The sequence below is a fragment of the Streptomyces sp. NPDC042201 genome (genome assembly GCF_055582185.1).
Genome location: NZ_JBVJDS010000003.1, coordinates 182,054 through 208,180, shown reverse-complemented (window position 1 = coordinate 208,180; position 26,127 = coordinate 182,054). Strand labels below are relative to the sequence as shown.

22 protein-coding genes are annotated in these 26,127 nt (G+C 69.3%); 10 read left to right on the top strand and 12 right to left on the bottom strand.

Annotation, left to right across the window (positions count from 1 at the left end; genetic code table 11):
- Positions 1-9: 9 nt before the first annotated feature.
- From kdpB to kdpF, 3 genes are read right to left on the bottom strand one after another with little or no spacing between them, the layout of a single operon-like run.
- The gene (gene kdpB, locus ACZ6MZ_RS08425) at positions 10-2,160 is read right to left on the bottom strand and encodes a potassium-transporting ATPase subunit KdpB (RefSeq protein ID WP_469350557.1); all 2,151 of its coding nucleotides are present in this window, start codon (positions 2,158-2,160) and stop codon (positions 10-12) included.
- Positions 2,160-3,824, bottom strand: coding sequence for a potassium-transporting ATPase subunit KdpA (gene kdpA / locus ACZ6MZ_RS08420; protein WP_469350556.1), 1,665 nt, complete (start codon positions 3,822-3,824; stop codon positions 2,160-2,162). Before kdpA ends, kdpB begins: the two co-directional genes overlap by 1 nt.
- A 28-nt stretch (positions 3,825-3,852) precedes the next feature.
- A complete protein-coding gene (kdpF, locus tag ACZ6MZ_RS08415; RefSeq protein WP_389782349.1) occupies positions 3,853-3,942 on the bottom strand; it encodes a K(+)-transporting ATPase subunit F in 90 nt (29 codons plus the stop codon).
- Positions 3,943-4,216: 274 nt separating this feature from the next.
- Here kdpF and ACZ6MZ_RS08410 point away from each other — a divergent pair, with 274 nt between their 5' ends.
- Entirely contained in the window at positions 4,217-5,647 is a 1,431-nt protein-coding gene (locus tag ACZ6MZ_RS08410; protein ID WP_469350555.1) for a serine/threonine-protein kinase, read from the top strand.
- A 50-nt stretch (positions 5,648-5,697) separates the two neighbouring features.
- Here the strand turns inward: ACZ6MZ_RS08410 and ACZ6MZ_RS08405 are convergent, their stop codons facing one another.
- Positions 5,698-6,150 carry an ATP-binding protein gene (locus ACZ6MZ_RS08405; protein WP_469350553.1) on the bottom strand — a complete coding sequence of 151 codons (453 nt, stop codon included), beginning with the start codon at positions 6,148-6,150 and terminating at the stop codon, positions 5,698-5,700.
- A 159-nt stretch (positions 6,151-6,309) separates the two neighbouring features.
- On the opposite strand from ACZ6MZ_RS08405, the gene ACZ6MZ_RS08400 reads away from it, so the two are divergent.
- Both ACZ6MZ_RS08400 and ACZ6MZ_RS08395 read left to right on the top strand, forming a co-directional pair.
- Positions 6,310-7,173 carry a helix-turn-helix domain-containing protein gene (locus ACZ6MZ_RS08400; RefSeq protein ID WP_469350552.1) on the top strand — a complete coding sequence of 288 codons (864 nt, stop codon included), beginning with the start codon at positions 6,310-6,312 and terminating at the stop codon, positions 7,171-7,173.
- Positions 7,170-7,373, top strand: coding sequence for a DUF397 domain-containing protein (locus ACZ6MZ_RS08395; RefSeq protein ID WP_389782355.1), 204 nt, complete (start codon positions 7,170-7,172; stop codon positions 7,371-7,373). Before ACZ6MZ_RS08400 ends, ACZ6MZ_RS08395 begins: the two co-directional genes overlap by 4 nt.
- 70 nt (positions 7,374-7,443) lie before the next feature.
- Here the strand turns inward: ACZ6MZ_RS08395 and ACZ6MZ_RS08390 are convergent, their stop codons facing one another.
- The 5 genes from ACZ6MZ_RS08390 to ACZ6MZ_RS08370 form a co-directional block, all read right to left on the bottom strand.
- Positions 7,444-8,619: a zinc-dependent alcohol dehydrogenase gene (locus ACZ6MZ_RS08390; RefSeq protein WP_469350550.1), complete on the bottom strand. Its 1,176-nt coding sequence runs from the start codon at positions 8,617-8,619 to the stop codon at positions 7,444-7,446.
- Between the two features lie 60 nt (positions 8,620-8,679).
- Complete coding sequence (locus ACZ6MZ_RS08385) at positions 8,680-9,606, bottom strand: SRPBCC family protein (RefSeq protein ID WP_389782359.1); 927 nt, start codon at positions 9,604-9,606, stop codon at positions 8,680-8,682.
- A 208-nt stretch (positions 9,607-9,814) separates the two neighbouring features.
- Positions 9,815-10,630: a hypothetical protein gene (locus tag ACZ6MZ_RS08380; RefSeq protein ID WP_469350549.1), complete on the bottom strand. Its 816-nt coding sequence runs from the start codon at positions 10,628-10,630 to the stop codon at positions 9,815-9,817.
- A 139-nt stretch (positions 10,631-10,769) separates the two neighbouring features.
- Positions 10,770-11,804, bottom strand: a complete 1,035-nt coding sequence (locus tag ACZ6MZ_RS08375) for a zinc-dependent alcohol dehydrogenase family protein (RefSeq protein ID WP_469350547.1) — start codon at positions 11,802-11,804, stop codon at positions 10,770-10,772.
- 50 nt (positions 11,805-11,854) lie between these two features.
- Positions 11,855-12,259, bottom strand: coding sequence for a (R)-mandelonitrile lyase (locus ACZ6MZ_RS08370; protein WP_469350545.1), 405 nt, complete (start codon positions 12,257-12,259; stop codon positions 11,855-11,857).
- A 281-nt stretch (positions 12,260-12,540) separates the two neighbouring features.
- On the opposite strand from ACZ6MZ_RS08370, the gene ACZ6MZ_RS08365 reads away from it, so the two are divergent.
- The gene (locus ACZ6MZ_RS08365) at positions 12,541-13,422 is read left to right on the top strand and encodes a helix-turn-helix domain-containing protein (protein WP_469350544.1); all 882 of its coding nucleotides are present in this window, start codon (positions 12,541-12,543) and stop codon (positions 13,420-13,422) included.
- Positions 13,423-13,427: 5 nt separating this feature from the next.
- The gene (locus tag ACZ6MZ_RS08360) at positions 13,428-15,128 is read left to right on the top strand and encodes an SWIM zinc finger family protein (RefSeq protein ID WP_469350542.1); all 1,701 of its coding nucleotides are present in this window, start codon (positions 13,428-13,430) and stop codon (positions 15,126-15,128) included.
- Between the two features lie 201 nt (positions 15,129-15,329).
- Here the strand turns inward: ACZ6MZ_RS08360 and ACZ6MZ_RS08355 are convergent, their stop codons facing one another.
- Positions 15,330-15,464, bottom strand: coding sequence for a hypothetical protein (locus ACZ6MZ_RS08355; protein ID WP_389782375.1), 135 nt, complete (start codon positions 15,462-15,464; stop codon positions 15,330-15,332).
- A 189-nt stretch (positions 15,465-15,653) separates the two neighbouring features.
- On the opposite strand from ACZ6MZ_RS08355, the gene ACZ6MZ_RS08350 reads away from it, so the two are divergent.
- Positions 15,654-19,205 carry an NACHT and WD repeat domain-containing protein gene (locus tag ACZ6MZ_RS08350; RefSeq protein WP_469350540.1) on the top strand — a complete coding sequence of 1,184 codons (3,552 nt, stop codon included), beginning with the start codon at positions 15,654-15,656 and terminating at the stop codon, positions 19,203-19,205.
- A gap of 253 nt (positions 19,206-19,458) precedes the next feature.
- On the opposite strand, the gene ACZ6MZ_RS08345 is transcribed toward ACZ6MZ_RS08350, so the two are convergent.
- A complete protein-coding gene (locus ACZ6MZ_RS08345; protein ID WP_389782379.1) occupies positions 19,459-19,758 on the bottom strand; it encodes an NIPSNAP family protein in 300 nt (99 codons plus the stop codon).
- Between the two features lie 86 nt (positions 19,759-19,844).
- Entirely contained in the window at positions 19,845-20,558 is a 714-nt protein-coding gene (locus ACZ6MZ_RS08340; RefSeq protein WP_389782380.1) for a GntR family transcriptional regulator, read from the bottom strand.
- Positions 20,559-20,822: 264 nt separating this feature from the next.
- Here ACZ6MZ_RS08340 and manD point away from each other — a divergent pair, with 264 nt between their 5' ends.
- The 4 genes from manD to ACZ6MZ_RS08320 all read left to right on the top strand — a co-directional run bounded on the left by manD (position 20,823) and on the right by ACZ6MZ_RS08320 (position 26,081).
- Complete coding sequence (manD, locus tag ACZ6MZ_RS08335; RefSeq protein WP_389782382.1) at positions 20,823-22,031, top strand: D-mannonate dehydratase ManD; 1,209 nt, start codon at positions 20,823-20,825, stop codon at positions 22,029-22,031.
- Positions 22,028-23,521, top strand: a complete 1,494-nt coding sequence (locus ACZ6MZ_RS08330) for a mannitol dehydrogenase family protein (protein ID WP_389782383.1) — start codon at positions 22,028-22,030, stop codon at positions 23,519-23,521. The genes manD and ACZ6MZ_RS08330 overlap by 4 nt, the downstream gene beginning before the upstream one ends.
- A 95-nt stretch (positions 23,522-23,616) precedes the next feature.
- Positions 23,617-25,014, top strand: coding sequence for an MFS transporter (locus ACZ6MZ_RS08325; protein WP_389782385.1), 1,398 nt, complete (start codon positions 23,617-23,619; stop codon positions 25,012-25,014).
- Positions 25,011-26,081 carry an L-idonate 5-dehydrogenase gene (locus tag ACZ6MZ_RS08320; protein WP_389782387.1) on the top strand — a complete coding sequence of 357 codons (1,071 nt, stop codon included), beginning with the start codon at positions 25,011-25,013 and terminating at the stop codon, positions 26,079-26,081. The genes ACZ6MZ_RS08325 and ACZ6MZ_RS08320 overlap by 4 nt, the downstream gene beginning before the upstream one ends.
- Positions 26,082-26,127: the final 46 nt, after the last annotated feature.

Sequence of the window (26,127 nt, the reverse complement as noted above, 5' to 3'; positions counted from 1 at the left end):
TCTTCTGGGTCAGCGCAGACCGGGGATGAACTGGATGATCAGGTCGATCAGCTTGATCCCGATGAAGGGGAGGACCAGGCCGCCGAGTCCGTACAGCCAGATGTTGCGGTTCAGGAGCGCGGCCGCCGACGACGGCCGGTACCGGACGCCGCGCAGAGCGAGCGGGATCAGCGCCAGGATGATCAGCGCGTTGAAGATGATCGCGGAGGAGATCGCCGAGGTCGGACTGTGCAGCCGCATGATGTTGAGCTTGTCCAGGCCCCCGAGGGAGTTGGACGACGTGACGGCGGCGAACATGGCGGGGATGATCGCGAAGTACTTCGCGACATCGTTGGCGATCGAGAACGTCGTCAGCGCGCCCCGTGTGATGAGCAGTTGCTTGCCGATCTCGACGATCTCGATCAGCTTCGTCGGGTTGGAGTCCAGATCCACCATGTTCCCGGCCTCCTTCGCGGCCGAGGTACCGGTGTTCATCGCGACGCCCACATCCGCCTGAGCCAACGCGGGGGCGTCATTCGTCCCGTCCCCCGTCATCGCGACCAGCTTGCCCCCCGCCTGCTCACGCCGGATCAACGCCATCTTGTCCTCGGGCGTCGCCTCCGCGAGAAAGTCGTCGACCCCCGCCTCCTCCGCGATGGCCCGCGCCGTCAGCGGATTGTCACCGGTGATCATCACCGTCCTGATCCCCATCCGACGCAACTCGTCGAACCGCTCCCGCATCCCCTCCTTCACCACATCCTTGAGACGGATCACCCCGAGCACCCGGGCGCTCTGTGTGGAGCCCCGCCGGGTCATCTCGGCGACGACCAGCGGGGTGCCGCCGCTCGCCGAGATCCCGTCCACGATCCCGCCGACATCCGCGGTGGTGCGGCCACCGCTCTCGCGCACCCAGCGCATCACCGCCGCCGCGGCGCCCTTGCGCAGCGAGCGGGTCTCGTCGGGACCGTGCAGGTCGACGCCGCTCATCCGGCTCTGCGCGGTGAACGGTACGAAGTCGGCGTCCGTCAGCTCTCCGTCGCCGCGGCCGCGCAACGCGTAGCGCTCCTTGGCGAGCACCACGATCGAGCGGCCCTCGGGCGTCTCGTCCACGAGCGACGACAGCTGGGCGGCGTCGGCCAGTTCATCGATGCCGACCTCGCCCACCGGCAGGAACTCGACGGCCTGCCGGTTGCCGAGGGTGATCGTGCCGGTCTTGTCCAGCAGCAGGGTGTTGACGTCACCGGCCGCCTCGACCGCTCGGCCCGACATGGCCAGCACATTGCGCTGCACCAGCCGGTCCATGCCCGCGATGCCGATGGCGGACAGCAGGGCCCCGATCGTGGTGGGGATCAGCGCCACCACCAGAGCCACCAGGATGACGATGGACTGCTCGGCGTGCGCGAAGATCGCGAACGGCTGAAGCGTCACCACGGCGATCAGGAAGACGATGGTCAGCGAGGCGAGCAGAATGTTGAGCGCGATCTCGTTGGGTGTCTTCTGCCGGGCCGCGCCCTCGACCAGTGCGATCATCCGGTCGATGAAGGTCTCGCCCGGCTTCGAGGTGATCCGTACGACGATGCGGTCCGACAGCACCTTCGTACCGCCGGTCACCCCCGAACGGTCGCCGCCCGACTCACGGATGACCGGCGCCGACTCACCCGTGATCGCGGACTCGTCCACGCTCGCGACCCCTTCGACGACATCACCGTCGCCCGGGATGACCTGGCCGGCCTCGACCACCACGACATCGCCGAGCCGCAGCCGCGCCGCCGGCACCTCCTCCTCCCCCACGTCCCGCGTTCCCGGGCGCCACCCGTCCGCGAGCCGACGCGCCACGGTGTCGGTCTTCGTACGGCGCAGGGTCTCGGCCTGAGCCTTGCCGCGGCCCTCGGCCACCGCCTCGGAGAGATTGGCGAAGACGCCGGTCAGCCAGAGCCAGGCGGTGATCACCCAGGCGAAGACGCTGGGGTCCTTGATCGCCGCCAGCGTCGTCAGCACCGCGCCGGCCTCGACGACGAACATCACCGGGTTGCGGAACATCACCCGCGGATCGAGCTTGCGCAGCGCGTCGGGGAAGGACCTGACCAGCTGCCCGGGGTCCAGCAGTCCGCCGGAGATCCGGCGGCTGTTCGGCGCGAGCGGATCCGTCGCGGGCGGGGGCTGAGCGGGGGTGGTGGGCATCAGTGCAGCCCTTCGGCGAGCGGCCCCAGCGCGAGTGCGGGGAAGTAGGTCAGGCCGACGACGATCAGGATCACGCCGGTCAGCAGACCGACGAACTGGGGCCGGTGCGTGGGCAGCGTGCCCGCGTTGACGGGGACAGGGCGCTGCTCGGCGAGGGATCCGGCGAGGGCCAGCACGAACACGATCGGCAGAAAACGGCCGATGATCATCGCCAGACCGAGGGCGGTGTTGTACCAGACCGTGTTGGCGGACAGACCGGCGAAGGCCGAGCCGTTGTTGTTGGCGGCCGACGTGAAGGCGTAGAGCACTTCCGAGAAGCCGTGCGGCCCCGGGTTGAGCATCGCCGCCCGTTCGCCCGGGAGCGCCATCGCGATTCCGGCGCCGGTCAGCACCACCGCGGGCGTGGTGAGGATGTACAGGGAGGCGAACTTCATCTGCCGGCCGCGCAGCTTCTTTCCGAGGTACTCGGGCGTACGGCCGACCATCAGCCCCGCGACGAAGACGGCGATGACGGCCACGATGAGGATGCCGTAGAGACCGGATCCGGTGCCGCCGGGGGCGATCTCCCCCAGCATCATGTTGAAGATCGTCATACCGCCGCCCCCGGGCGAGTACGAATCGTGGGAGGAGTTGACGGCTCCACAGGACGTCAGCGTGGTGGACACCGCGAAGAGCGCGGAGGCCCAGACACCGAAGCGCTGTTCCTTGCCCTCCATCATTCCGCCGGCCGCGTGGCCCGCCGTACTGCTCACGCTGTGCAGTTCGTTGGCGGTGACGATGGCGACGGAAGAGGCCCAGATCAGGGCCATGACGGCGACGATCGCATACCCCTGGCGCCGGTCGCCGACCATGGTGCCGAAGGTGCGCGGCAGCGAGAAGGCGATCACCAACAGCAGGTAGGTCTCCAGCCAGTTGGTGAAGCCGTTCGGGTTCTCGAAGGGGTGGGCGGAGTTGGCGTTGTAGAAGCCGCCGCCGTTGGTGCCCAGCTCCTTGATGGCTTCCTGCGAGGCGACCGGGCCGCCGGGGATGCTCTGGTGTCCGCCCGCGAGGGTGCTGACCGACTGGAAGCCGTGGAAGTTCTGCACCGTCCCTGCCGCCACCAGCACGATCGCGAAGACGACGCAGACGGGCAGCAGGACGCGGAGCACGATCCGGGTGAGGTCGACCCAGAAATTGCCGACGCGGTCGGTCTCCTTACGGGTGAATCCGCGGATGAGCGCGGCCACCACGGAGATGCCGACCGCGGCGGAGACGAAGTTCTGCACCGCCAGTCCGGACATCTGCACCAGATGACCGAGCGCCGACTCCCCCGCGTACGACTGCCAGTTCGTGTTCGTGACGAAGGACGCCGCCGTGTTGAACGACTGGTCGGCGTCCATGGCCGGCGTGCCCAGCGAGAGCAGCAGATGGTTCTGCAACCGCAGGAATCCGTAGAGGAACAGCACCGAGACCAGCGAGAAGGCGAGGACCCCGCGCAGAAACACGGACCATTTCTGGTCCGCGTCCGCGTCGACCCCACCGGCGCGGTACACCATCCGCTCCACCCTCCAGTGCCGGGGAGAGGTGAGGACGTACGCCAGATAGTCGCCCAGCGGCCGGAAGGACAGGGCGAGCGCCGCCACCAGGGCGAGGATCTGAAGCCACCCCGCGAGAGTGTCGTTCACCAGTTCCCCTCCCGGAAATATCGCCGCACTAGAACCGCTCGGGGAAGATCAGGCAGACCACGAGATAGACCACGAGGACCACCGCGACGGTCAGTCCGACGATGTTCTCGGCGCTCACAGCCGGCTCACCCCCTTCGCGATCAGGCCGATGAGACCGAACACGGCGATGAGGACGGCGACGTAGCTGAGGTCGGACACAGGAGCGCACCCCGGAGAGTTGTTCGGCGAAGCGCCAACAGCCCCGCACGGCGCCTGCTGACAGCGGGACTTTGACGCTATCGCCCGCCGCTCCCGCGCCCCCTTGCCACGCCGGGGCCGATCGAGTGGTGGCCGGGTCGGCGGGGGGTCCGCCGTACGTCCCGCTGGATGAGGAGGCCCGCAGGGGGCAGACGGTGAGTGGGGGGAGAAGCGGGAAGGGGCGTGCGTCGGTGTTGGTGGCTGGTCGGTACAGGACGGGCGACAGGCTCGGCCGTGGCGCGATGGGCGAAGTCTGGCGGGCGGTGGACGAGGTACTCGGCCGCCCGGTGGCGGTCAAGATGCTCCTGAATCCGAGAGCCGACGAAGCCGCGGTCGCCCGATTTCATCTGGAGGCCCGGACGGCGGCGCGGCTGAGCCACCCGCACGTGGTGGCCGTGTACGACACCGGCACCGACCGGGACCGCCTCTACCTGGTGACGGAACTCGTCGACGGGCGGAGCCTGGCGGACGAACTGTCCGTACAAGCGCCATGGTCACCGCGGCGGGTCGCCACGATCGGCGCTCAGGCGGCCGCCGGTCTGGCCGCGGCCCACCGTCAGGGCGTCGTACACCGGGACGTCAAGCCGGGAAATCTGCTGCTGGACCGCGACGACACGGTGAAGGTGAGCGACTTCGGGATCGCCCGCTTCGTGGACGAGCCCGCCGACGGACCGACCAAGGCCGGCGAGATCATCGGGACCAGCTCCTACCTGGCACCCGAACGGGCCTTGGAGCGGCCTGCCGGGCCTGCCGCGGACATGTACGCGCTGGGCTGCGTGCTGTACGAACTCCTCGCCGGCCGTCCACCGTTCAGAGCGGATTCCGCCGCGGCCATGCTGTACCAGCACGTGGATTCCCCGCCCGAGCCGCCACGCCGCTACCGCCATGACCTGCCCGAGGCCCTCGACGCGTTCGTCCTGCGGCTCCTGGCGAAGGACCCCGAGGAACGGCCCACCGCCCAGCACGCTTCCGACTTCCTCGCCGCCCCCGACGGCTGGGAAACACGGCCGTCGCCGCGCGTCGCGAGCCGCCTCCGGACCACGACCGCTGCCGCTGCCACCGCCCACCATCGTTTCGGCCCGCCCGCGCCCGCGCGCGAGGGGAGCCCGGAGCAGCGGTCGCACCCCGCCGCGCCACGCTCCCGCCGGCCCCGGCTGGTGCTCGGCGCCGTCGTCACAGCCATCGCGGCGGCATCTGTCAGCTTGTACGCCGCGTCCCCCAGCAGCGACGCCGATCATCCGGGCACCACGCAACCGTCGTCGGCCCACGAGAAGCGGGGCTCGACGCGGGCGCCCACGTCTGCGCCGACAGCGGTGGCGACGCCCGCGGGGGTGCCGCTCTCCCACCGACCGTCAGCGGCCGCTTCCGGCGCGGCGACCACCGCGCCCTCGGATCAGAAGCCCGGGAACGACTCGGCGGCACCCACGCCGCCCACATCCCCGCAGAAGTCCACGCCGGTGCGCACACCCACCCCCACACCGACGCCCACCCCGACGGAATCCCCCGCACCCACCGACGATCCTTCGCCCTCGGAAGAACCTCCGCTCACTCCCCCGCCTTCCCCCGACGAGCAGACGACCGGCTGAGCCCACGACGAGGGCAGTACTGCCAAGGCGTTCACGGCCTTACATTCTGGTCAATGTAGGCGCGACAGATCCACTTCGGCGCGGACGGTCTTGCCGACCGGTACGCGGTCGAGCACGGCCCACCGGTCGGCGAGCGCCTCCACGAGGAACAGCCCCCGCCCGCCGTCGGCCACGGGCGGCGGCGCCGTCAGCTCTCCCGGTTCCGGTGGCCGTCGTTCCCCCCGCGTGTCCGATACGTCGATGCGGAGCGTGTACGGGGTCAGGCTGAGCAGCAACTCGAAGTCGCGCCCCGCGACACGGCCGTGCGTGACGGCGTTCGCGGCGAGTTCGGCGACGAGCAGGGCGGCGGTGTCGGATGCCTCGGAGCCGTACGGAATGTCCCAGCCGTGCAGCCGGTGAAGGGCGAGATGCCGGGCCAGACGGGCGCCGCGCGGGGTGGAGCTGAACCGCTGAGTGAAAGTGCGTACGGTCACCGGCGACGGGCGGGTGGGAGATGACGTCATGGCCCCAACCTGGCCCCGAGCACCACCGGTCCACCAGGTCAGCGACTCGTACGCTGCGTCGGCGTACGGGTACACAGAGTAGACAGTGGAAGTAACTGGGCGTGACAATGCCCGGGTTGTAAGTGTGCGGCGAGGCGGGTGTGCGGGAGGTGTCCTGGCATGGCGGACGGTACGAGCGAGATCGGCGGAGCGGGCCTTTGTGCGGGCGGCGGCGGTGAACCGGAGACATCGGACAGCCTCAAGGCGTTCGGCGAGGTCGTCAAGGCATTCCGTAAACGGGCGGGCCTGACCCAGGAGGAGTTCGCCCCGAGGGTGCGGTACTCGGTGCCTACGGTCGCCTCGATCGAGCAGGGCCGGCGCTTCCCGCAGCGGGAGTTCGTCGAACGGGCGGAAGAAGTCCTTGACGCGTTCGGGGCGCTGCGGGGCGCGGCACGTCATCTGTCACGGCAGCCGGGACTGGCGAGCTGGTTCCGGCAGTGGGCACTGCTGGAGACGGATGCGGTGAATCTGTACACATACGAATGCCGCTTGGTGCCGGGCCTGTTGCAGACGGAGGCGTACGCGCGCACGCTGTTCGTTAACCAGTTGCCGCCCCTGGGCGACGATCAGATCGAGGCACAGTGGGTGGCGCGAGCCGAACGGCAACGACTGTTGCGGGAGCGGCCGAACACGGCGTTCAGCTTCATCCTGGAGGAGCACTTGTTTCTGCGGCGGACGGGAGGGGCGGAGGTGACGCGGGGGCTCATCGATCGCGTGCTGGAGATCGCAGAGCTGCGGAATGTGGAGGTTCAGGTGATGCCGCAAGTGCGTGAGCATCACGCTGGGTTGGACGGTCCGATGCGGCTCTTGGAGACCCCGGAGAACAAGTGGTTCGGCTACTGTGAAGGACAGGAGAGCGGGCAGTTCATCTCCAACTCGAAGGTAGTCAGCACGCTTCAGATGCGGTATGCCAGGATGCGCTCACAGGCCCTCTCTCTGGAAGACTCACTGGGCCTGTTGCAGCGGATGCGAGGAGCGACATGAGTACCACAGAACTGTCCTGGTTCAAGAGCAGCTACAGCGGTGGTTCCGGCGATGACTGCATAGAGGTCGCCCTGTCCTTGCAGCACTCCGGACAGACCGAGACCGTCCACGTCCGGGACTCCAAGGTGCGGCAGGGCCCGCGACTCGCCCTCACGCCGGGGACGTGGAACAGCTTCCTTTTGTACGCGACCCAGATCTGAGCCCTCGATACGCACCAGTGCCCCGCAGCGAAACCGATCCGGTGCGGGGCGCTCGCCCCGATGTCCTTGGCTAGGCGGCCGACAGAACCACCTTGTTGCACTCGTCCTGCTTGTTCTTGAAAATCTCGTAGCCGTTCGGTGCCTCTTCGAGGGGCATGTGGTGCGAGATGACAAAGCTGGGGTCGATCTCCTTGTTCCTGATCCGTTCCAGGAGAGGCTGGAGATACCGCTGAACGTGGCACTGGCCGGCCCTCAGCGTCAGCGACCGGTTCATGAGGGAACCCATGGGGAACTTGTCGAGCAGTCCGCCGTAGACGCCAATGACGGATACGGTGCCGCCGTTGCGGCAGGCCAGGATCGCTTCCCGCAGGGCGTGCGGCCGCTCGGTCTCCAGGCGGCTCGCCTGCTTGGCACGGTCGTAGGCATGGACGGCCGTGGTGGGATGGTGGGCTTCGAGACCGACCGCGTCGATGCACGCGTCAGGGCCGCGCCCCGCCGTCATCTCCTTCAGGGTGTCCAGTACGTCCACCTCCTCGTAGTTGATGGTCTCGGCCCCGGCCTTCTCCCGCGCTATCCGTAGCCGGTAGGGAAAGCGGTCGATCGCGATCACCCGGTCCGCCCCCAGCAGATACGCGCTGGCGACCGCGAACTGGCCCACCGGTCCCGCGCCCCATACGGCCACGGTGTCGCCGGGCTTGATGTCGCACATCTCCGCTCCCATGTAGCCGGTGGGGAAGATGTCGGAGAGGAAGAGCACCTGATCGTCCGGCAGGTCGTCCTCGATCTTGATGGGACCGACGTCGGCGAACGGCACCCGCGCGTACTCCGCCTGGCCGCCGGGAAAGCCGCCGAGCATGTGGGAGAACCCGAAGAGGCCCGCCGGGGAGTACCCCATGAACTTCTCCGCAAGACCCGCGTTGGGATTGGAGTTCTCGCACACCGAGTACATCTCGTGTTCGCAGGCGGTGCAGTGCCCGCAGGCGATCGGGAAGGGGACCACCACCCGGTCGCCGGTCCTCAGGCGCTTGACGCCGGGCCCGGTTTCCACGACCTCGCCCATGAACTCGTGGCCGAGGACATCCCCCTTCTCCATGGTCGGCATGTAACCGTCGTACAGATGCAGGTCGGAGCCGCAGATGGCGGTCGACGTGATCCTGACGACGGCATCCTGAGCGTTGAGGATCTGGGGATCGGGGACGGTCAGCACCTCGACGGAGTTCCGGCCCATCCAGCAGTTGCCTTTCACGGTGCTTCCTTTCCGGCCGTCGTCCCGCCCGCGCGTGCCGGAGGGACGTGACGGGCCGCTTCAGAGCTTCTCGTTGTGGGGCCGCGCCGGATGCTGCCTGGCCAGGCGCCACGTGTGGGTGCCCTCGGGGCTGCCCTCCGAGCGGACCACCTCGCCGACCTCCATGACCTGCTTGAAGCGGCGCAGATCGTCACGTATCTGCTGTTCGGGGTGCTCGCCGAACAGCCGAGCGACCGCCGCCCCGGCCTTGCCGCCGGGCGGGGTGAAGCCGAGCTCCACCCGTACCTCGGTGCCCCGGCCGCCAGGAGCGTCGTGGAAACTCACCGAGCCCGTGTTCTCCACCCCCGCGCCCTTGAGCGAGCGCCAGGCGATCAGCTCTCCCGGACGGTCCACGGCCAGCTCCGCATCCCACTCGACCGTCTTTTTCACGGGAGCCCTGGCGACCCAGTGCGACTGCCCGTCACCGTCTGTACGTACCGCTTCCAGGTGCCGCATGAAGACGGGCAGGTTTTCGAAGGCGTGCCAGTACCGGTACACCTCGTTCCGTGGCCGGTTGACCGTGATGGCCGCGTTCGTGTGCATGCTGTCACCCCGCCTCGTACGGCTCCGTCCGACCGACCGGAGCGCCGTGTAGAGGTCGACGGCGGTGAGCCCGGAGACGGCGGCCGTGGCGACCGTGGCCCGGCGCAGCCTGCCACCGGTGCGGTTGCGCAGGGCACGTGTCAGGAGCGTCAGGTCGAGTGCGTCGCCGGCGACCCTGGTCCAGACCCAGGGCGCGGGCCTGCGGCTGCCCAGCAGCAGAGCGCCGTGGCCGAGCTCCCGTGCTCCGATCGCGGGCATCAGGGCCCGGGCCGGCAGAGAGTCGTCGAGCCCGGTCAACCGGCAGGCGGCACGTGGCGCCGTGGTCTGCGCCAGGCCGAGGGCGGTGCTGAACCATCCCAGCCCACGGGCCAGACGATCCGCCGAATCCTTGGTGTGGTGGGTCATGACGTCCTCACCTCGGCTGTCGTGTGATGCGGCCGCGTGGCAAGCGACCCGAGCCGTTCTCCTCCCCCAATACCCACACACAGAAAGGGATATACGGAATATATCCGGCGATTCAGAACTGTGGATGGGGTACACAGCCGACACCGGCGCCGCGCCGACGGCTCTCAAGGAATCGTCGGCACGGCACCGGTGCCGATGCCGTCAGTGGTCAGCGCACGTCGACGAAGTCGGCGCCGGAGGTGGCGGTGCCCGTGGTGGACGTACCGTCGAAGATCCAGCGCCAGTAACCGTCGACCGATGCGGTGACGGTGGTCTTCAGAGCGCCCGTGGAGCCGGATTTCACCGTCTTGACGGTGGAGTAGGCCGAGCTGCCCGCCTTGCGGAACTGAAGCTTGACCGACTGGCTGCCGTAACCGGCGTATGAGTGCTTCACCCAGTCCGCGCGGGTGAGGTTGCCGGTCACGGTGAGCGTCTTGCCCTTCGTCACCGGCTCCGGCGAGGCGTTGACCGTGGCCTTCGCCCACCGCTTGACCTGGACGCCGCCGCCGGCCGTCGTGTACTCCTCGGCCTTGAGCTGCCCGTTGGACTTGAAGAGACGCGCCGCCACACCGATCTTCCAGGTCGTGGCGTCGCCGCTCGAATCGAGGTCGTAGCGCGGGTCGATGGTGAGTTCACCCGCGCAGTGGGCCGCCCGGGAGCTGTCCTCGTAGCAGGTGTATCCCGCCATGTAGAGGCCGCCGCTGTTGGCCCCCTTACTGGCAGTGGTGTCGTGGTAGAGGAAGGGTTCCGCCGAGTAGGAGGACGGATTGGCGGTGCTGTAGCCGGAGGGCAGGGCGATGCGGAAGGTGACGGACGGCAGTTTCTCGTCCGACGTGCCCACCACGACGGGCTTGCCTCCGTTGATGACCACCGATGACACGGTGATGCCGGTGTCCGCGGCCTCCGCCGTCGGGGCGGTGAACGCCGAGAGGGCCAGGGCCCCCACGAGCGTGGCCACGGTGCCGGTTCTGCTGCCTGCTTTCATGCACACCTCATTACTGCGTACGGGATGCGGAACCGCCTGCCGGGGCGTGTGGCGCCGACAGGCGGGGCGGCAGGTTATCACCGGCCTGACCAGGGCTTACGAGCGGGACCGGGGTTCGTCCCTCGCCGCCTTCGCCGAGTCAGGGACGTACAAGGATCTTGAGGGCCTGGCGGTCGGCCATCGCCTGGTAGCCCTCGGGCACCTCATCCAGGCTGACGGCGCGGTCGAAGACCCGGCCCGGCTGGATCTTCCCGTCCAGGACGTCGGGCAGGAGTTCGTCGATGTAGGCACGGGCCGGAGCGACGCCGCCGGTGAGGGTGACGTTGCGCATGAAGAGGGGGAAGCCCATGGAGACCTGCTCGTACTGCGGAGCCCCCACCCGGCTGACCGTGCCGCCGTCGCGGACGACACCGAACGCGGTGTCCATGGCCGGCTCCAGCCCCACGCACTCCAGCACCGTGTGGGTGCCGTCGCCGCTGGTCAGCTCGCGGACCTTCTCGACGCCTTCCTCGCCGCGCTCGGCGACGACATCCGTGGCGCCGAACTCGACGCCCAGGTCCGTACGGGCCTTGTGCCGGCCCATCAGGATGATCCGCTCGGCGCCCAGCCGCTTGGCGGCCAGTACCGCGGAGAGGCCGACGGCGCCGTCACCTATGACGGTGACCGTGGTGCGCGGGTCGACACCGGCGGTGACCGCGCAGTGGTGGCCGGTGGAGAAGACGTCCGAGAGGGTGAGCAGCGAGGGCAGCAGGGCGGAGTCCTCGCCGACGGGCAGCTTGACCAGGGTGCCCTGGGCCTGCGGCACGCGGACCGCCTCGCCCTGCCCGCCGTCCACGCCGTCGGCGCCCCACAGGCCGCCGTGCCGGCAGGACGTCTGGAGACCCTCCGTACAGAAGTCGCAGGTGTTGTCCGCCCATACGAACGGTGCCACCACCACATCGCCCCGCTTCAGCCCGGAGACCTCGGATCCGGTCTCCTCGACGACGCCGAGGAACTCGTGGCCGATGCGGTCGCCGTGCTCGGAGGCCGGCTTCGAGCCGTACGGCCACAGATCGCTGCCGCAGATGCACGAGCGGAGCACCCGCACGACGGCATCGGTAGGCTCGCGCAGCACCGGGTCGGGGACGTTCTCCACCCGTACATCACCGGCACCGTAAATCAGAGTCGCGCGCATCTCGTACCTTTCTGGTTCTTGTCATTCGGTTCTGGTTCAGGGCCCGGCGGTCAGACCTGGGTGCCGGGGTATTCCGCATCGGTGACGTGCTCGCCCCAGGTGGTCTCCGGAGTGTCGTCACCCAGGCCCTCCCAGAGGGCGATGTGGGTCATGAAGTGCTCGGGGGCGGCGCCGTGCCAGTGCCACTCACCGGGCGGGGTGTACACGGTGTCGCCCGGGCGCATCACGACGGCCTCGCCGCCGCGGGCCTGCACCAACCCGATGCCCTCGGTGACATGCAGCGTCTGTCCCATGGCGTGCGTGTGCCAGGCGGTACGGGCAGAGGGCGCGAAGCGCACCGTGTTCGCCCGCATACGGGACGGCATCCGGCCGGCGTAGATGACGTCGAACCACACGTGACCCGTGAACATCTCTTCGGGGCCCTTGGTCGAGGGCTTCTTCGGCAGCTTGTTCATGGTGGGTTTCTCCAAAAGGGCCGATGCGCAGGCGACGCACGAGCGTCGAACGCGGAATGGATTTTCTGCGTGGCCCCGCAATCGGCATCTCGCGAATCCGGTGATGTGCGCCGGATCCCATAGGGGGCTTTCCATCGGCCACGGCTTTCCATCGGCCACATCATCAAGACTCGCAGGCATACGCGCGTCCGCAAAGAGGAGAGTTCCTTCCTGGGATCAGAACATCCTGGGAGTAAACTCTCCCCCTCACACCGCGGGCGCCCGATGCGAGACTGGAACCCATGACCCGCGACGCACACCTCAACGAGCTGGGGGAGTTCCTCAAGGCCCGGCGTGCCGAGCTCAGCCCCCGTACCGTGGGACTGCCGGACATCGGAGCACCGCGCCGGGTGCCGGGTCTGCGCCGGGAGGAAGTGGCCCAGCTGGCCGCGATCAGCACCGACTACTACACCCGTCTTGAGCAGGGACGCATCCAGGCGTCGGCGCCCGTACTGACCGCCCTCGCCCGCGTCCTGCACCTCGACGACGACCAGCACGACTATCTCTTCGGACTGGCCGGGAAAATCCCGACGCGGCCCCAGCGGCGCACCCGGCAAAAAGTCCAGCCACAATTGCGGCGGCTCCTCGACGACCTGACCGCCACTCCGGCCATTGTCATGGGCCGTCGCATGGACATTCTCGCGTGGAATGCGCTCGCCGTGGCACTGGTCGCAGATTTCGGCCGGATCCCGGAAAAGCAGCGCAATTACATCCGGCTGGTCTTCACCGACCCTGCCATGAGAACGCTGTACAGCGACTGGGAGACCGTCGCCCGCACCTGCGTCGCCCAACTGCGCATGGAAGCCGCCAAGTACCCCGCAGACCCCCGCCTGACAGCCCTGGTGGGCGAACTGTCCGTCCAGGACGCACACTTCCGCCAGTGGTGGGCCGCCCACAATGTCGCCACCCTGAGCGTGGGCACCAAGAAGCTGCATCACCCCGTCGCCGGCGACCTCACCCTCGACTGGGACACCCTCACCGCCAGCACCGACCCCGACCAGCAACTCGTCGTCTGGACCGCGGAAGTGGGCACCCCCACCCACGACGGACTGCGCATCCTTGCCTCCTGGGCAGCGGATCACCCCACAGCCGCCTCGGACAAGGCCCCCCGTACCGTTGAATGAACGGTGTGACACATGAACTGGGTTTCACCGAAGGGGACCTGCGCCGGCTGGCCGGGGCACGTTCCTTCCAGCGGGGCCTCGGCTACCTGACCGCTGTGTCCGCGCTGGAGATCGGGGACGGTACGGTCGCGGCGACCGTCGACGGCACCGACGCCTACGAGGTCGAGCTGAGCGAGGGCGAGGACGGCCTCACCGGCGGGTGCGACTGCCCGTACGGGCAGGAGGGCAACTTCTGCAAGCACTGCGTCGCAGTGGGTCTGACCGTACTGGGACAGGCGGAGTCGGTCCCCCGGCAGCGGGCCGCCGCCATGTCCCGTGCCCGGCAACTCGATACGTGGCTGGAGTCCCGTACCAGGGACGAACTGCTGTCGCTGGTACGGGAACACCTGGCGGGCGACCGTGACCTGCGTCGCCGGATGGAGCTGCGCGCGGCAACCGCCGGGGACGATCTCGGTGCCGTACGCGAGCGGATCCTCAGTCTGCTCGACACCGGTCCCTTCGCCCGCTACGGCTACATCGAGTACGCCGACTCCCACGCCTACGGGCAGCAGGCAGCCGAGGCGGTGACCGCGCTGCGCACCCTGACCGGGAGCGGGCGGGCAGCGGACGCGGTGGAGGTGGCCCGGGAAGCGATGCGGTCGCTCGGCCGGACGTACGGGGAGATCGACGACTCGGACGGCGTGATCGGCGAGGTGGCGGCCGGGCTGGCCCAGGCGCATCTGGATGCCTGCCTGGCTGCCCGGCCCGACCCGGAGCGGACCGCCGACTGGCTGGTGGACCACCTCCTCGGCGATCTCAACGACGCCACCGACATCGACCTGGCCGACTACCAGGAGGTGCTGGGCGAGCCGGGCCTGACACGGGCACGGGAGCTGGTGGTCGCGGCCTGGCGGAGAAACCCGAAGGGCTGGGCGGAGAAATATCTCATGGAGCGCCTGCTGAAGGCGGAGGGCAGCGTGGACGCGCTCGTCGCCGTCCATGCCGCGGATCTGTCCCCGACGGGCGCCACGCACCTGGTGATCGCGCGGGAGCTGGAGCAGGCGGGCCGTGCGGCCGAGTCCCTGGAGTGGGCCGAACGCGGCCTGCGGGAGGCCGACCCCGGCCATGGCCCGGACAGCGATCTGGTGGACTTCGTCTGCGAGCGGTACAGCCGCGCGGGCCGTCCGGCCGATGTGGTGACGGTCCGCCGGGACGTCCTGCTGAATCGCCGCTCGCTGGCCGCGTACCAGGACCTGCGGACAGCGGCCCGCGCGGCCGGAGGCTGGGGCGACACCGAGCGCGCGGCCGCGCTGGACGTACTCCGCGCCGACGGCCCGCCCCACGGGAGGCATGGGCACGGAGACGGCTATGGGCACCGGGGCGCCGCCCTGGTCGACGCCCTCATGGACGACGGCGACCTCGACGCCGCCTGGCAGGCCGCCGCCGACGGATACGCCGACCAGCGGCAGTGGCGTGCGCTGGCCGACCGGCTCCGGCACCGACGGCCGGCCGACGCCTTGGCCGTGTACCTGCGCCACATCGAACCGCTGCGCGCGAGGACCGGCGACAGCACCTACGAGCAGCTGACCGCGCTGCTGCTCAGCGCTCGCGCGTGCCACCGCACGCTGGGGACGGAGGGCGAGTTCGCCGCCTACCTGGCGGCCCTGCGCAGCGACCAGAAACGCAAGCGGAAGCTGATGTCCATGCTCGAAGCGCACGGCCTGTAGCCCGTCGCGTCCACGGACGAGCGCGGAACCAGTCGCCGCACACTTACAACCCGGGCATTGTCACGCCCAGTTACTCCCGCTGTCTACTCTGTGTACCCGTACGCCTACTACTCGACCGCGAGCCACGGTTGTTCCGCGTGGGCGTCCGCCGCGACGAAGGACGCGATGAACGGCCCGTACACCGTCTTCAGGCTGTCCACTTCAAGCAGAGACCGCGACCTGCTGCCCCGCCGCCGACTCACCGAGGTAGACCCGTCCCATGCCACCGGCACCGATCCGGCACACGAGGGTGTATCCCCCGATGGCCTGCGGGTCGTTGTCCCTCAGTGGCTCCACGGATGCGGACCTCCCCTGCTCTGGCTCGTTTTGCCACGGCGCTGTTGAGATCGGCTTCGCTGCCTTCGATGATGCTTCCAGGACACCGGTGCCCCCAAACCGATGTGATCGCCGATGGGGCCCGTTGCGACAGCGGAAGCGGGGGCGTGCAGTGCTGGAAGGAAGCGACTGGGCCGTAGTTGGTGCCACATGAGGCACCGCTTACAGCTCGCGCTCCAGATCTTGCTGGTGCTTTTCGCGAGCCTGCTCGGCATCGTCACCAACTACGCCACCAACGCGAACGACGCGCCGTGGCTGTTACAGGCCATTCAGCGAGCGTCCGTACCCGCCATCGGTCTGCTGGTCGTCGCGATGGTGGCCGGGCAGGTCGTCGTATACCGGCTGGAGAATCCCACACCGCCGCGGGTCGAATGGTCAGAGGACCGGGTTCCGTACCCGGGTCTGGACGCCTTCGTCGAAAACGACGCGGCCATCTTCTTCGGGCGGGAGGCCCAGGCCGCTGAACTGACACGCAGGCTGCACGCATCCTCGGAGCGGACCGCGGACCGGTTCCTGGTGCTCGTCGGAGCGTCGGGAAGCGGAAAGTCCTCGTTGGTCAGGGCCGGTGTGATGCCACGGCTGCGGGAGCGCCGGTGGACGGTCCTGCCCGCATTCTCCCCTGGGCCAAACCCTCTCGGCGCCTTGGCCTCGGCCATCGCGACGGCCGGCGGAGGGCAGGAACCGGTGAGCTCGGTACTGCGGCGGCTCCGGCAGGGACCGGGTTCCCTGAAGGCGGAACTGTCACGGATACGCGGCGGCCGATTCCGGCGCACACTCCTGGTGATCGACCAGTTCGAAGAGATGGTCACACTCGCTGGAGAGCGAGAGCGCGCACAGTTCCTCGAAGCGCTCTGCTCCTGCGTGGAGCAGGACGCCGGAATCCGTGTGCTGGCAACACTCCGGGTGGACTTCCTGGGCCGGCTCCTTGGCACTGGACACGCCGAGGTCGTCCAGCATCCGATCGCCATCGGCACGTTGGGCCGAAACCAGCTTGCCCAAGTGGTGGAGCGCCCCGGTGCCCTGGTCAACCTCTCCTTCGCACCCGGCGTGGTCGACATGATCGTGAACGACACCGGCGCGGACGATGCTCTGCCGCTGCTGGCCTACCTGCTTCAGGAGCTCTACTTCGCTTCCGGGCCGGGTGAGACCGTGACCGAGGAGCTGTACCGGACTCTCGGCGGTGTGCCGGGCGCCCTCGCCCGGCAGGCGGATCACACAGTGGCCGAACTCGGCACGGATGGCGGAATCGGCTTCGTGCTCCGGGTCCTACTCAGGTTCGTGACAGTCCAGGGGCATGAAGTAGCCCGCAGACGCGTTCCGTTGTCCGAGCTCACGGACGAGGAACGCCTTGTCGTGGACGCTTTCGTGGACGCGCGGCTGCTGATGTCCGACGTACGTGGGGATGGAGAGTCCGGTCAGGTCCCCTTCGCTCAGGTGACACACGAGGCGCTGTTCCGCCAGTGGGCTCCTCTGAGACAGGAGGTCGAGGCGCGCGTCGAGCAGCTTCGCGAACGCGCCGAGCTCGAGCGGTGGGCCGAGGACTGGGAGCGGTCCGGGCGCAGCGACGACTACCTTCTCACCGGCGAACGGCTGTCCCTGGCCCAGCGCTGGCTCGCCGCACTGGAGGAGGCAGGTCAGGCATCGGATCCGACACGCTCACTCGTCCAGTCCTCGCAGCGGCGTGATCTGGCCTTCCTGCGGCGTGTCTCGGACAGTGTCGGCCAGTACGCGCTCAGCAGCGCGGGGAGCCACCCGGAGCGGGCCATCCTCCTCTCCTTGGCCGCCCTCAGCGAGTGCACGCCGACACCGTCGGCCCGCCGCGGGCTCATGACGGCTCTGGCGACAAGCCATCTTCGTACCCGACTCGACGAGCACACGGACACGGTCCGCGACATCACCTGGTCCCCGGACGGCCGTCTGTTGGCCACGGCGTCGCGGGACGGCACCGCTCGGGTGTTCGACGCCCGGTCCGGACGGTCGCTGCTGGTCCTTCCGTCCGACGGCTCAATGGTCGAGTCGGTCGCTTGGTCCCCGGACTCGTCCCACATCGCCACTGCGTCCCGGGACTGTGTCGTAAGAATCTGGAACGCCACCTCGGGCGTCCCCGTCCGGCTGCTGACCGGGGCCACGGACATCGGCAGGCAAGTGGCCTGGTCACCGGACGGGAGGCACGTCGCCGCCACGTCGAAGGACTGCGTCGTACGGGTCTGGGAAGCCGAAACGGGCTCTCTCATACACGAACTGCGTGGACACCGCGACGACGTCTGGGGCGTCGCCTGGTCTCCCGACAGCACCCGCCTCGCCTCCGCCTCCCACGATCAGACCGCGATCGTGTGGGACCTGGCGACATGTGCGGTGGCGGCGACCCTGACCGGCCACACGGACTTCGTCGAGGGCATTGCCTGGTCCGGGGACGGACGCTCCATTGCCACGGGCTCCGGTGACCACACGGCGCGCATCTGGGACGCACAGACCGGTGCTCTGCGGCTGCTACTGCGCGGGCACACCGACTACGTATGGAACCTGGCCTGGTCACCGGACGGCCGGATGCTCGCCTCAGCTTCTTCCGACCGGACCGTACGCATCGTCAGCACCGAGGACGCGAGGGTCCTGGCAGTGCTCCGCGGACACACCGACACAGTCTGGGGAGTGGCCTGGTCTCCCTCGGGTGCTCAGCTTGCCACGAGTTCGACCGACGGCACGGGATGCGTGTGGGACGTACGGCCACGAGGAGCCGAGATCGTAGTGGCCGACGGGCACGCCGGTCCCGTGAACCAGGCGGCTTGGTCCCGGGACGAGAGTTGTCTCGCCACTGCCTCCGACGACGGCACCGTCCGCATCTGGGACGCGACGACCGGGACTGCCATAGGTCGCCCGGTCCGGCTCTACGACCGGGTGTGGAGCGTGGCGTGGTCGCCGCAGGACAGCCGGATCGCGCTCAGCACCAACGACGGTGTGTTCCGTGTCATGGACGAGTCGGGGAGCGCCCTGTTCAAGCATTGTGGCGAGGTCATCGAATCGTGTGCCTGGTCACCGGACGGTGGCCGGATCGCCACCGGCGGGCACGACGGCACCGTGCACGTCCTGTCCGCGCAAAGCGGGGCTGACCTCTCCGCCTTGACCGGCCATCAGGACTGGGTCGGGCGCATCGCGTGGTCGCCCAGTGGCCGGCTACTCGCCAGCGCCTCCGACGACCGCACATGCCGACTGTGGGACGTCACCGAGAGCCGACAACTCACCGTTCTGCGCGGTCACGACAACTACGTGGACGATGTCGCCTGGGCCCCGGATGAACAGCGGGTCGCCACCGTCTCCGGCGACTGGACGGCCGCCGTGTGGGAAGCGAGCACAGGACGCCGCATCGATACGTTGAAGGGCCACGAGGGACGTGTCCGCGCCGTCGCCTGGTCCCCCGATGGCCGGTTCATCGCCACCGGATCCGACGACCGCACCGTACGCCTATGGTCCTCCGCCTCCTTCAGGGAGATCGCGATCGTCGGCGTTCACCAGGACAAGGTGACATCGGTCGCCTGGTCACGGGAGGGTTCGCGGCTGCTCACGGCGTCCTTCGACGGAACAGCCCGAATATGGCCGGCGGAACCCGACTACGACAGGCTTGAAGCACACGCGCGGGGACGGGTCTTCCGGACGCTCAGCGAGGACGAACGGCGCCAGCACATGCTGCCGCTCACCCCGACGTAGCTCGTGCCCCTCCCGGCAATGTTTGCCCTGTCGCGACGCCCAGCACGCATGCTCGCCGCGTTGGCCGAAGACCCGAGCAGCTCCGCTACAAAGGTCTCCGGCCGCCTTGCGATCGCACGCAATGGACGCCGCTCCTTGGCGGGCAATCACTCCCGGTCGAGGCACCAGGACGTGTTTCAGAAGTCCCGTCTGGGCTCCGGCCCCGCCACGTGAGCGGTGGGGCCAGGGCCCAAGATCTTCATGAGTCTTCTAGTCAGTAACGCTCTTCCACCGTGCGGTCGTCGGTGTGCACCAGATAGTCGTCCGGATCGAGATTCATCGCCTTTCGAGCAGGCGATGACCAGTACATCGCGTTGCGCTCCGCGAACGCCTCGGGACCGTCGTATGAGATCAGCCAGACGAAGTGGTTGCGCTCCCGGTCGACCCATGCCCCTCCGATGGTGAACCCCAACTCCAGCCGGAGGGGGACGATTTCCATCCGCCACCGCTCCACCCACTCGTCAAGCATGCCGTCACGGACGGTGTACGTGCGGAGCTGGGTCGTCCTGGCCACGGGGTGATGTCCTTCCTCGAGGTTGGCTGGGCTCGTGTCGTACAGGCTATGCGCGCCGGCGCTCCGGACGACGTACTCTGGCCCGGTCACTCCCAGACGACGATGTTGCGCCGTACCGGAACCGTGCCGGAGTCCGTGGCGAACAGCTCGGGTGAGCGCGCCCTGATGCGCTCGACATCGTCGAACACCGCCCGCAGATGGGCGCGCATGGCCGTACGGGCCATGGAGACGTCGCCGCCGAGGACCGCGTCGAGGATTTCGACGTGCTGGGCGGCGAAGCCCGACGACGAGGCGGTGTCGTAGAGGCCCAGCCGCCGCGCGCGGTCGAGATGGCCCTTGGCCGAGACCACGGTCGCCCAGGCGCTGCCGTGCCCGCTCAGGCGCAGGAGGGTCTGGTGGAATGCCTCGTCCAGCTCGAAGAACTCCTCCAGGTCGAGACCGGGCCGCTGCTGCTCCTCCAGGTTGCGCCGCAGTTCATCGATCAGCTCCGGGTCCAGCTCGGCCGGGAGGTCTTCGAGTGAGGCCAGCTCCACGGCCTCCCTGAGGAACTGCGCGTCGGCCACTTTGGCCGGGTCGACGCGTGAGACGAAGGACCCCACCTGGGGGAAGACCTGGACGAGGCCCTCCTCGGACAGCAGGATCAGACTCTCCCGGACCGGGGTGCGGCTCACCCCGAGGGACGCGGCGAGTTCGTTCTCCGACAGGGCCGCGCCCGGAGGGAATTCAAGAGTCAGAACCTTGCGGCGCAACGTCGCGTAGACGGCACGGCGACTGGTCCGCTGCCGGTTCGATTGGGCCATGCGCTCATCGTATCGGGGTGCTGTCACGGCTCATGCCCTCCCGCTCGACAGGTCCGTACCGGCCTGCGGCGCCGACCCTCTCGGGCCCTTGGACCGCGGATCGGCCGGGGCACCGGCCCGGCGCGGGAACGTCGGACAGTCGGCACCACACAAGTATTGCATCGCTTCGCGACCGATGCTTGTATACCAGTCGTGTCGACCAGTGGCGGTCTCGCGCGCCCCACTCGGCCCGGCGCCGTACGGACCGTCCGAAGGAGTGGACCTGTGAGCAAGATCGAACGCGTAGAGGTGTTCGTCGCCTCCCCGGCGCGGACCTTTGTCACCCTGCGCATCACGACGTCGGACGGGGTGACCGGCCTCGGCGACGCGACACTGAATGGCCGCGAGCTGGCCGTGGCGAGCTATCTGCGGGACCACCTCGTTCCGCTGCTGATCGGCAAGGATCCGGCGCGTATCGAGGACATGTGGCAGTACCTGTACCGCGGTGCCTACTGGCGTCGCGGCCCGGTCACGATGACCGCGATCTCCGCCGTCGACACGGCCCTGTGGGACATCAAGGGCAAGGTCGCCGGCCTGCCGGTCTACCAGCTGCTGGGCGGCCGCTCGCGCGAGGGCGTCACGGTCTACTCGCACGCCAGTGGTACGGACATCCCCTCCCTGCTCGACGACGTCGAACGCTTCCTCGCCCTCGGCTACAAGGCGGTACGCGCGCAGGCCGCCGTTCCGGGCGTCGGCGGCAGTTACGGAGTCCGCGAGGGAACGGTCTACGAGCCGGCCTCGACCTCGCTGCCCGAAGAGCAGCCCTGGGACACCGAGGCGTATCTGCGGTTCGCACCGACCTGTCTGGAGGCCGTACGCGAGCGCTTCGGCTTCGGCTTCCACCTGCTCCACGACGTACACCACCGGCTCACCCCCATCGAGGCGGCCCGCTTCGGCAAGAGCGTCGAGGACAGCAAGCTGTTCTGGATGGAGGATCCGACGCCGGCCGAGAACCAGGAGGCGTTCCGGCTCATCCGTCAGCACACGACGACGCCGATCGCGGTGGGAGAGGCACTGACCTCGATCTGGGATGTGCAGCACCTGATCACCGAGCAGCTCATCGACTACGTACGCACCACCGTCGTCCACGCCGGCGGGATCACCCACCTGCGCCGGATCTTCGACCTGGCCGCCCTCTACCAGATACGGACCGGCTCGCACGGGGCGACGGACCTCTCGCCCGTCTCCCTCGCCGCCGCGGTGCATGTGGACATCACCGTCCCGAACTTCGGCATCCAGGAGTACATGGGGCACGCCGCCGAGACCGCGGAGGTCTTCCGCAGTGGGGTGGCCTTCGCGGACGGCATGCTGCACCCGTCGGAGGAGCCTGGCCTCGGCGTCGCGTACGACGAGAAGGCGGCGGAGCGATTCCCGTACCAGGCGCGCTATCTGCCGGTCGCGCGGCGCCTCGACGGGTCGGTGCACGACTGGTGAGCAACGTGACTCCGCCCCCGCCGAACGGCACGGGGCCACCGCTGCTGGGACGTGCCACGCTCGGCCGGATCGCGCCCGGACTGCGCCCGGTAGTCGATCCCCGCGAACTCCGCCCCCGTATCGTCCACTTCGGCCTGGGGGCGTTCCACCGGGCGCACCAAGCCGTCTACACCGAGCGCGCCTCGGCTCGCTCCGGTGAGCCGTGGGGGATCGTCGCGGTCGCCCCGCGCTCGGCGCGTGTGGTGGCGGCGATGCGCGCGCAGGACTGCCTGTACTCCGTGACAGAACGCCGCCCGGACGGGCCCGTCACACGTGTGGCCGGGTCGATCACCGAGACGCTCGGCATGGGTCAGGACGCGAAGCGGGTCGACGCTCTGCTCGCCGCTCCGGAGGTCACGGTGCTGACGTTGACGATCACCGAGAAGGGGCACCATCGCCGCCCCGGCACCGGTGAACTCGACACCCGGGCGCCGGAGATCGCCGCGGACCTGGCGGCGCGGGAGACCGGGGATCTCCGCACGGTCGTCGGGCGGATCGCCGCCGGACTCGCCGCGCGGATGCGCTCGGGAGGCGCCCCGATCACCCTCGTGTCCTGCGACAACATGGCCGCGAACGGCTCCGCGCTCGCCACGGTCGTCCGCGGCTTCGTCGAGGCGTCGTCCTGGCCCGACCGACGGGCCGTACTCGACTGGATGGCGGCCTCGGTCGCTTTCCCCGCGACGGTCGTCGACCGCATCGTGCCCGCGACGACCGGCACCGACCGGGACGCGGCCCACGCCGCGCTCGGCGTACACGACGGCGTGCCGGTCGTCGGCGAACCGTATCGGCAGTGGGTCCTGGAGGACTCCTTCGCCGGCTCACGACCGCCGTGGGAACTCGACGGCGCGCTGTTCGTCCCCGATGTCGTGCCGTACCAGCTAACGAAGTTGCGGCTGCTCAACGGGTCGCACTCCGCGCTGGCCCATCTCGGCGCCGCGGCGGGATGCGCCACCGTCGCCGACGTCCTGGCGACCGACTGGGGCGAACGGCTCGTGCGGGCCCTCTGTTCGGAGGTCGGGCCGACACTGCCCGCCGGTGGACCCGATCCGACGGCGTACGCGGACGATCTCGTCGAGCGGTTCCGCAACCCCGCTATGCGGCATCTGCTCCAGCAGATCGGCTCCGACGGATCGTTGAAGATCCCGGAGCGGTGGTTCGACGCGCTCCGCTCGCTGCGTACCGCCTCGGCGGCCACGCCCGTGCTCGAACTCGCGCTCGCCGCCTGGGTGAACGCCACCCGCTCCGCCGACGGCGGCGGCCAGCTGTACGGGACGACCGACCCCGCGGCCGACGCGCTGAGCGCCTGCCGGCGCGACGCGCGGGACACCGAGGACACGGTACGGCGGCTGCTCCGCGTGGTCGGTGCGGCAGACCTGGCCGAGGACGCCGCGCTGGTCTCCGCCGTCACCGCCAGGATCCCCGCGCTGCAGGCCGGCCGGGTCGAGATCTGACCGCTCGCCTTCCCCCGCTTCCCCCCTTCGCTCCCGATCCCCGCCCCTTTCGCCTTTCGCTCTCAAGCACGACCCTGAACAACGGAGTTCACACCATGACGGACACCACGCGGACGGAGCCCTCGGGCCCCGCGACGCGCACCACGCGCGATCTCACCAGAGCCGCCGTTTCCGGCTGGCTCGGTACAGCCATGGAGTTCATGGACTTCCAGCTCTACTCGCTGGCCGCCGCCATCGTCTTCAACAAGATCTTCTTCCCCGACGTCAGCCCCGCCATCGGGCTGATCGCCGCCATGGCGACGTACGGCGTCGGGTACGTCGCCCGGCTGGCCGGGGCCGTCTACTTCGGCCGGATGGGCGACCGGATCGGGCGCAAGAAGGTGCTGTTCCTGACCATTCTGCTGATGGGCGCGTCGACCACGCTGATCGGTGCGCTGCCTACGTATGCGACGATCGGCATCCTCGCCCCGATCCTGCTGGTCGTTCTGCGACTCGTCCAGGGCTTCGGGGCCGGCGCCGAGATCGCCGGGGCCACCGTCATGCTCGCCGAGTACGCCCCCGCCAAGCGCAGGGGCCTGGTCGCGTCGCTGGTGTCGCTCGGCACCAACTCCGGCACCCTGGCCGCGTCGGGGCTGTGGGCGATCCTGCTCGCCGTACTCAGCGACGAGCAGTTGCTCGCGTGGGGCTGGCGTCTCCCGTTCCTGCTGAGCTTCGTGCTCATGATCTTCGCGGTCTGGCTGCGCCGGAATCTCAAGGAGAGCCCGGTCTTCGAGGAGCGGACGGACGTCGTGGACGGCGTCGCGTTGTCCCGTACGGAGATCGAGTCGGCCCTCGACGAGTCCTCCCTGCAGAAGGAGCAGGAGAGCGTCCTGGAGGCCGGAATCCGGCAGCGCAAGGGCAAGGCATTCTTCCTCGCCCTCGGGCTGCGGTTCGGCCAGGCAGGCAACTCGGGCCTGATCCAGACCTTCCTCGTCGGCTACATCGCCACGAACCTGCACGCCGACCGGTCCGTCCCGACCGACGCGATCGTCTACGGCTCGCTGCTGGGCTTCGTCACCGTGCCGCTGGTCGGCCTGCTCGGGGACCGCTTCGGCCGCCGCCCGATGTACCTCGCCCTCACGCTGCTGACCATGGCCTTCGCCTTCCCGATGATGCTGCTGATCACCTCCGGCAGCACGTCGGCCCTGATGCTCGGCATGGTCCTCGGGCTCAACGTCGGCGTCCTGGGCCTGTTCTCGCTGGAGAGCGTCACGATGGCCGAGCTGTTCGGCTCCCGGACCCGCTTCACCCAGCTCGCCCTGTCCAAGGAGATCGGCGGCATCCTCGCCACCGCCATCGGCCCGGTCATCGCGGCGTCGCTCACCGCCGTCACCGGCAGCTGGTGGCCGATCGCCGCGATGCTCGTCGTCTACTCGCTCATCACCCTGATCTCCGCGTTCCTCGCCCCCGAGACCCGCGGGCGCGACCTGGTACGGCTGGAGGACGCGGTATGAGGGCGGTCGTCGTCCATGGCCCGCGCGATCTGCGGATCGACGAGCGCGCCCGTCCGGTGCCGGGCCCGGGAGAAGTCCTCGTCGCCATGGAGTGGGGCGGGATCTGCGGCTCCGATGTCGCCTACTGGAAACACGGCGCCTCCGGGACCGCCGCGCTCATGCACCCGCTGGTGCTCGGACACGAGGTCGCCGGCCGGATCGCCGGAGTCGGCTCCGGTGTCGGAGTCGGTGGTGGTGGCGGCGGCGTCGGTATCGGCGGCCTGTGGGAAGGGCAGCCGGTGACCGTCCACCCGGCAGAGCCGGTCGGGGACGACCGGCTGCCCGACCGGATCGCCGGCCGTACGAACCTCCACCGGCGTATCCGCTACTTCGGGTCGGCCGCCTTCGATCCGCACACCGACGGCGGGTTCAGCGAGTACCGCGTCGTCCGTGCGGCACAGATACGGCAGCTGCCGGACGGGGTGAACACGGAACACGGCGCCCTCGCCGAACCGCTCGCCGTGGCCCTGCACGCCGTACACCGCGCCGGAGACCTGCGGGGAAGGACCGTGCTGGTCAATGGCGCGGGCCCGATCGGAGCGCTGGTCGTGGCGGCGGCGAGACACCGCGGGGCCGCCACCGTCGTCGCGTCGGACATCTCCGAGACGTCGCTCTCCGTCGCCCGCGCCATGGGCGCGGACCAGACAATCGACGTCTCCACGGGCGCCGAACTGCCCGAGGACATCGAGTTCTCCTTCGACGCCTCGGGAGCCCCGGCCGCCCTGGGGCCGGTCCTGCGGGCGACCGCGCGCGGCGGCACCCTCGTACAGGTCGGAAACTTGCCCGGCTCGGCCGTGCCCGCCGTCCTCGGGGACCTCGTCACCAGGGAGATCACCTGGATCGGCTCGTACCGCTTCGTCGAGGAGATCGACGACGCGCTGCTCGCGATGCGGGACGGACTCGACGTGTCCCCCATCATCAGCCACCGATTCGGCCTCGACCGGGCGGGCGAGGCGCTGGCCGTCGCCGCCGCGAGCGGAAGCAGCAAAGTCATGCTGCGGCTGGGCAGGGCGAAGCCGGGAGAGTGAGGGCGCCTCGCGAGATCACCAGGCGCGTGCCGGGGCGGCGTGGAGA

Coding starts and splice junctions, on each gene's coding strand:
- kdpB (WP_469350557.1), bottom strand. CDS start 2,160: ATGCCCACCACCCCCGCTCAGCCCCCGCCCGCGACGGATCCGCTCGCG.
- ACZ6MZ_RS08385 (WP_389782359.1), bottom strand. CDS start 9,606: ATGACCCACCACACCAAGGATTCGGCGGATCGTCTGGCCCGTGGGCTG.
- ACZ6MZ_RS08340 (WP_389782380.1), bottom strand. CDS start 20,558: ATGGCCCAATCGAACCGGCAGCGGACCAGTCGCCGTGCCGTCTACGCG.
- ACZ6MZ_RS08395 (WP_389782355.1), top strand. CDS start 7,170: ATGAGTACCACAGAACTGTCCTGGTTCAAGAGCAGCTACAGCGGTGGT.
- ACZ6MZ_RS08400 (WP_469350552.1), top strand. CDS start 6,310: ATGGCGGACGGTACGAGCGAGATCGGCGGAGCGGGCCTTTGTGCGGGC.
- ACZ6MZ_RS08350 (WP_469350540.1), top strand. CDS start 15,654: ATGAGGCACCGCTTACAGCTCGCGCTCCAGATCTTGCTGGTGCTTTTC.
- ACZ6MZ_RS08370 (WP_469350545.1), bottom strand. CDS start 12,259: ATGAACAAGCTGCCGAAGAAGCCCTCGACCAAGGGCCCCGAAGAGATG.
- ACZ6MZ_RS08325 (WP_389782385.1), top strand. CDS start 23,617: ATGACGGACACCACGCGGACGGAGCCCTCGGGCCCCGCGACGCGCACC.
- ACZ6MZ_RS08375 (WP_469350547.1), bottom strand. CDS start 11,804: ATGCGCGCGACTCTGATTTACGGTGCCGGTGATGTACGGGTGGAGAAC.
- ACZ6MZ_RS08320 (WP_389782387.1), top strand. CDS start 25,011: ATGAGGGCGGTCGTCGTCCATGGCCCGCGCGATCTGCGGATCGACGAG.
- ACZ6MZ_RS08405 (WP_469350553.1), bottom strand. CDS start 6,150: ATGACGTCATCTCCCACCCGCCCGTCGCCGGTGACCGTACGCACTTTC.
- ACZ6MZ_RS08380 (WP_469350549.1), bottom strand. CDS start 10,630: ATGAAAGCAGGCAGCAGAACCGGCACCGTGGCCACGCTCGTGGGGGCC.
- ACZ6MZ_RS08365 (WP_469350544.1), top strand. CDS start 12,541: ATGACCCGCGACGCACACCTCAACGAGCTGGGGGAGTTCCTCAAGGCC.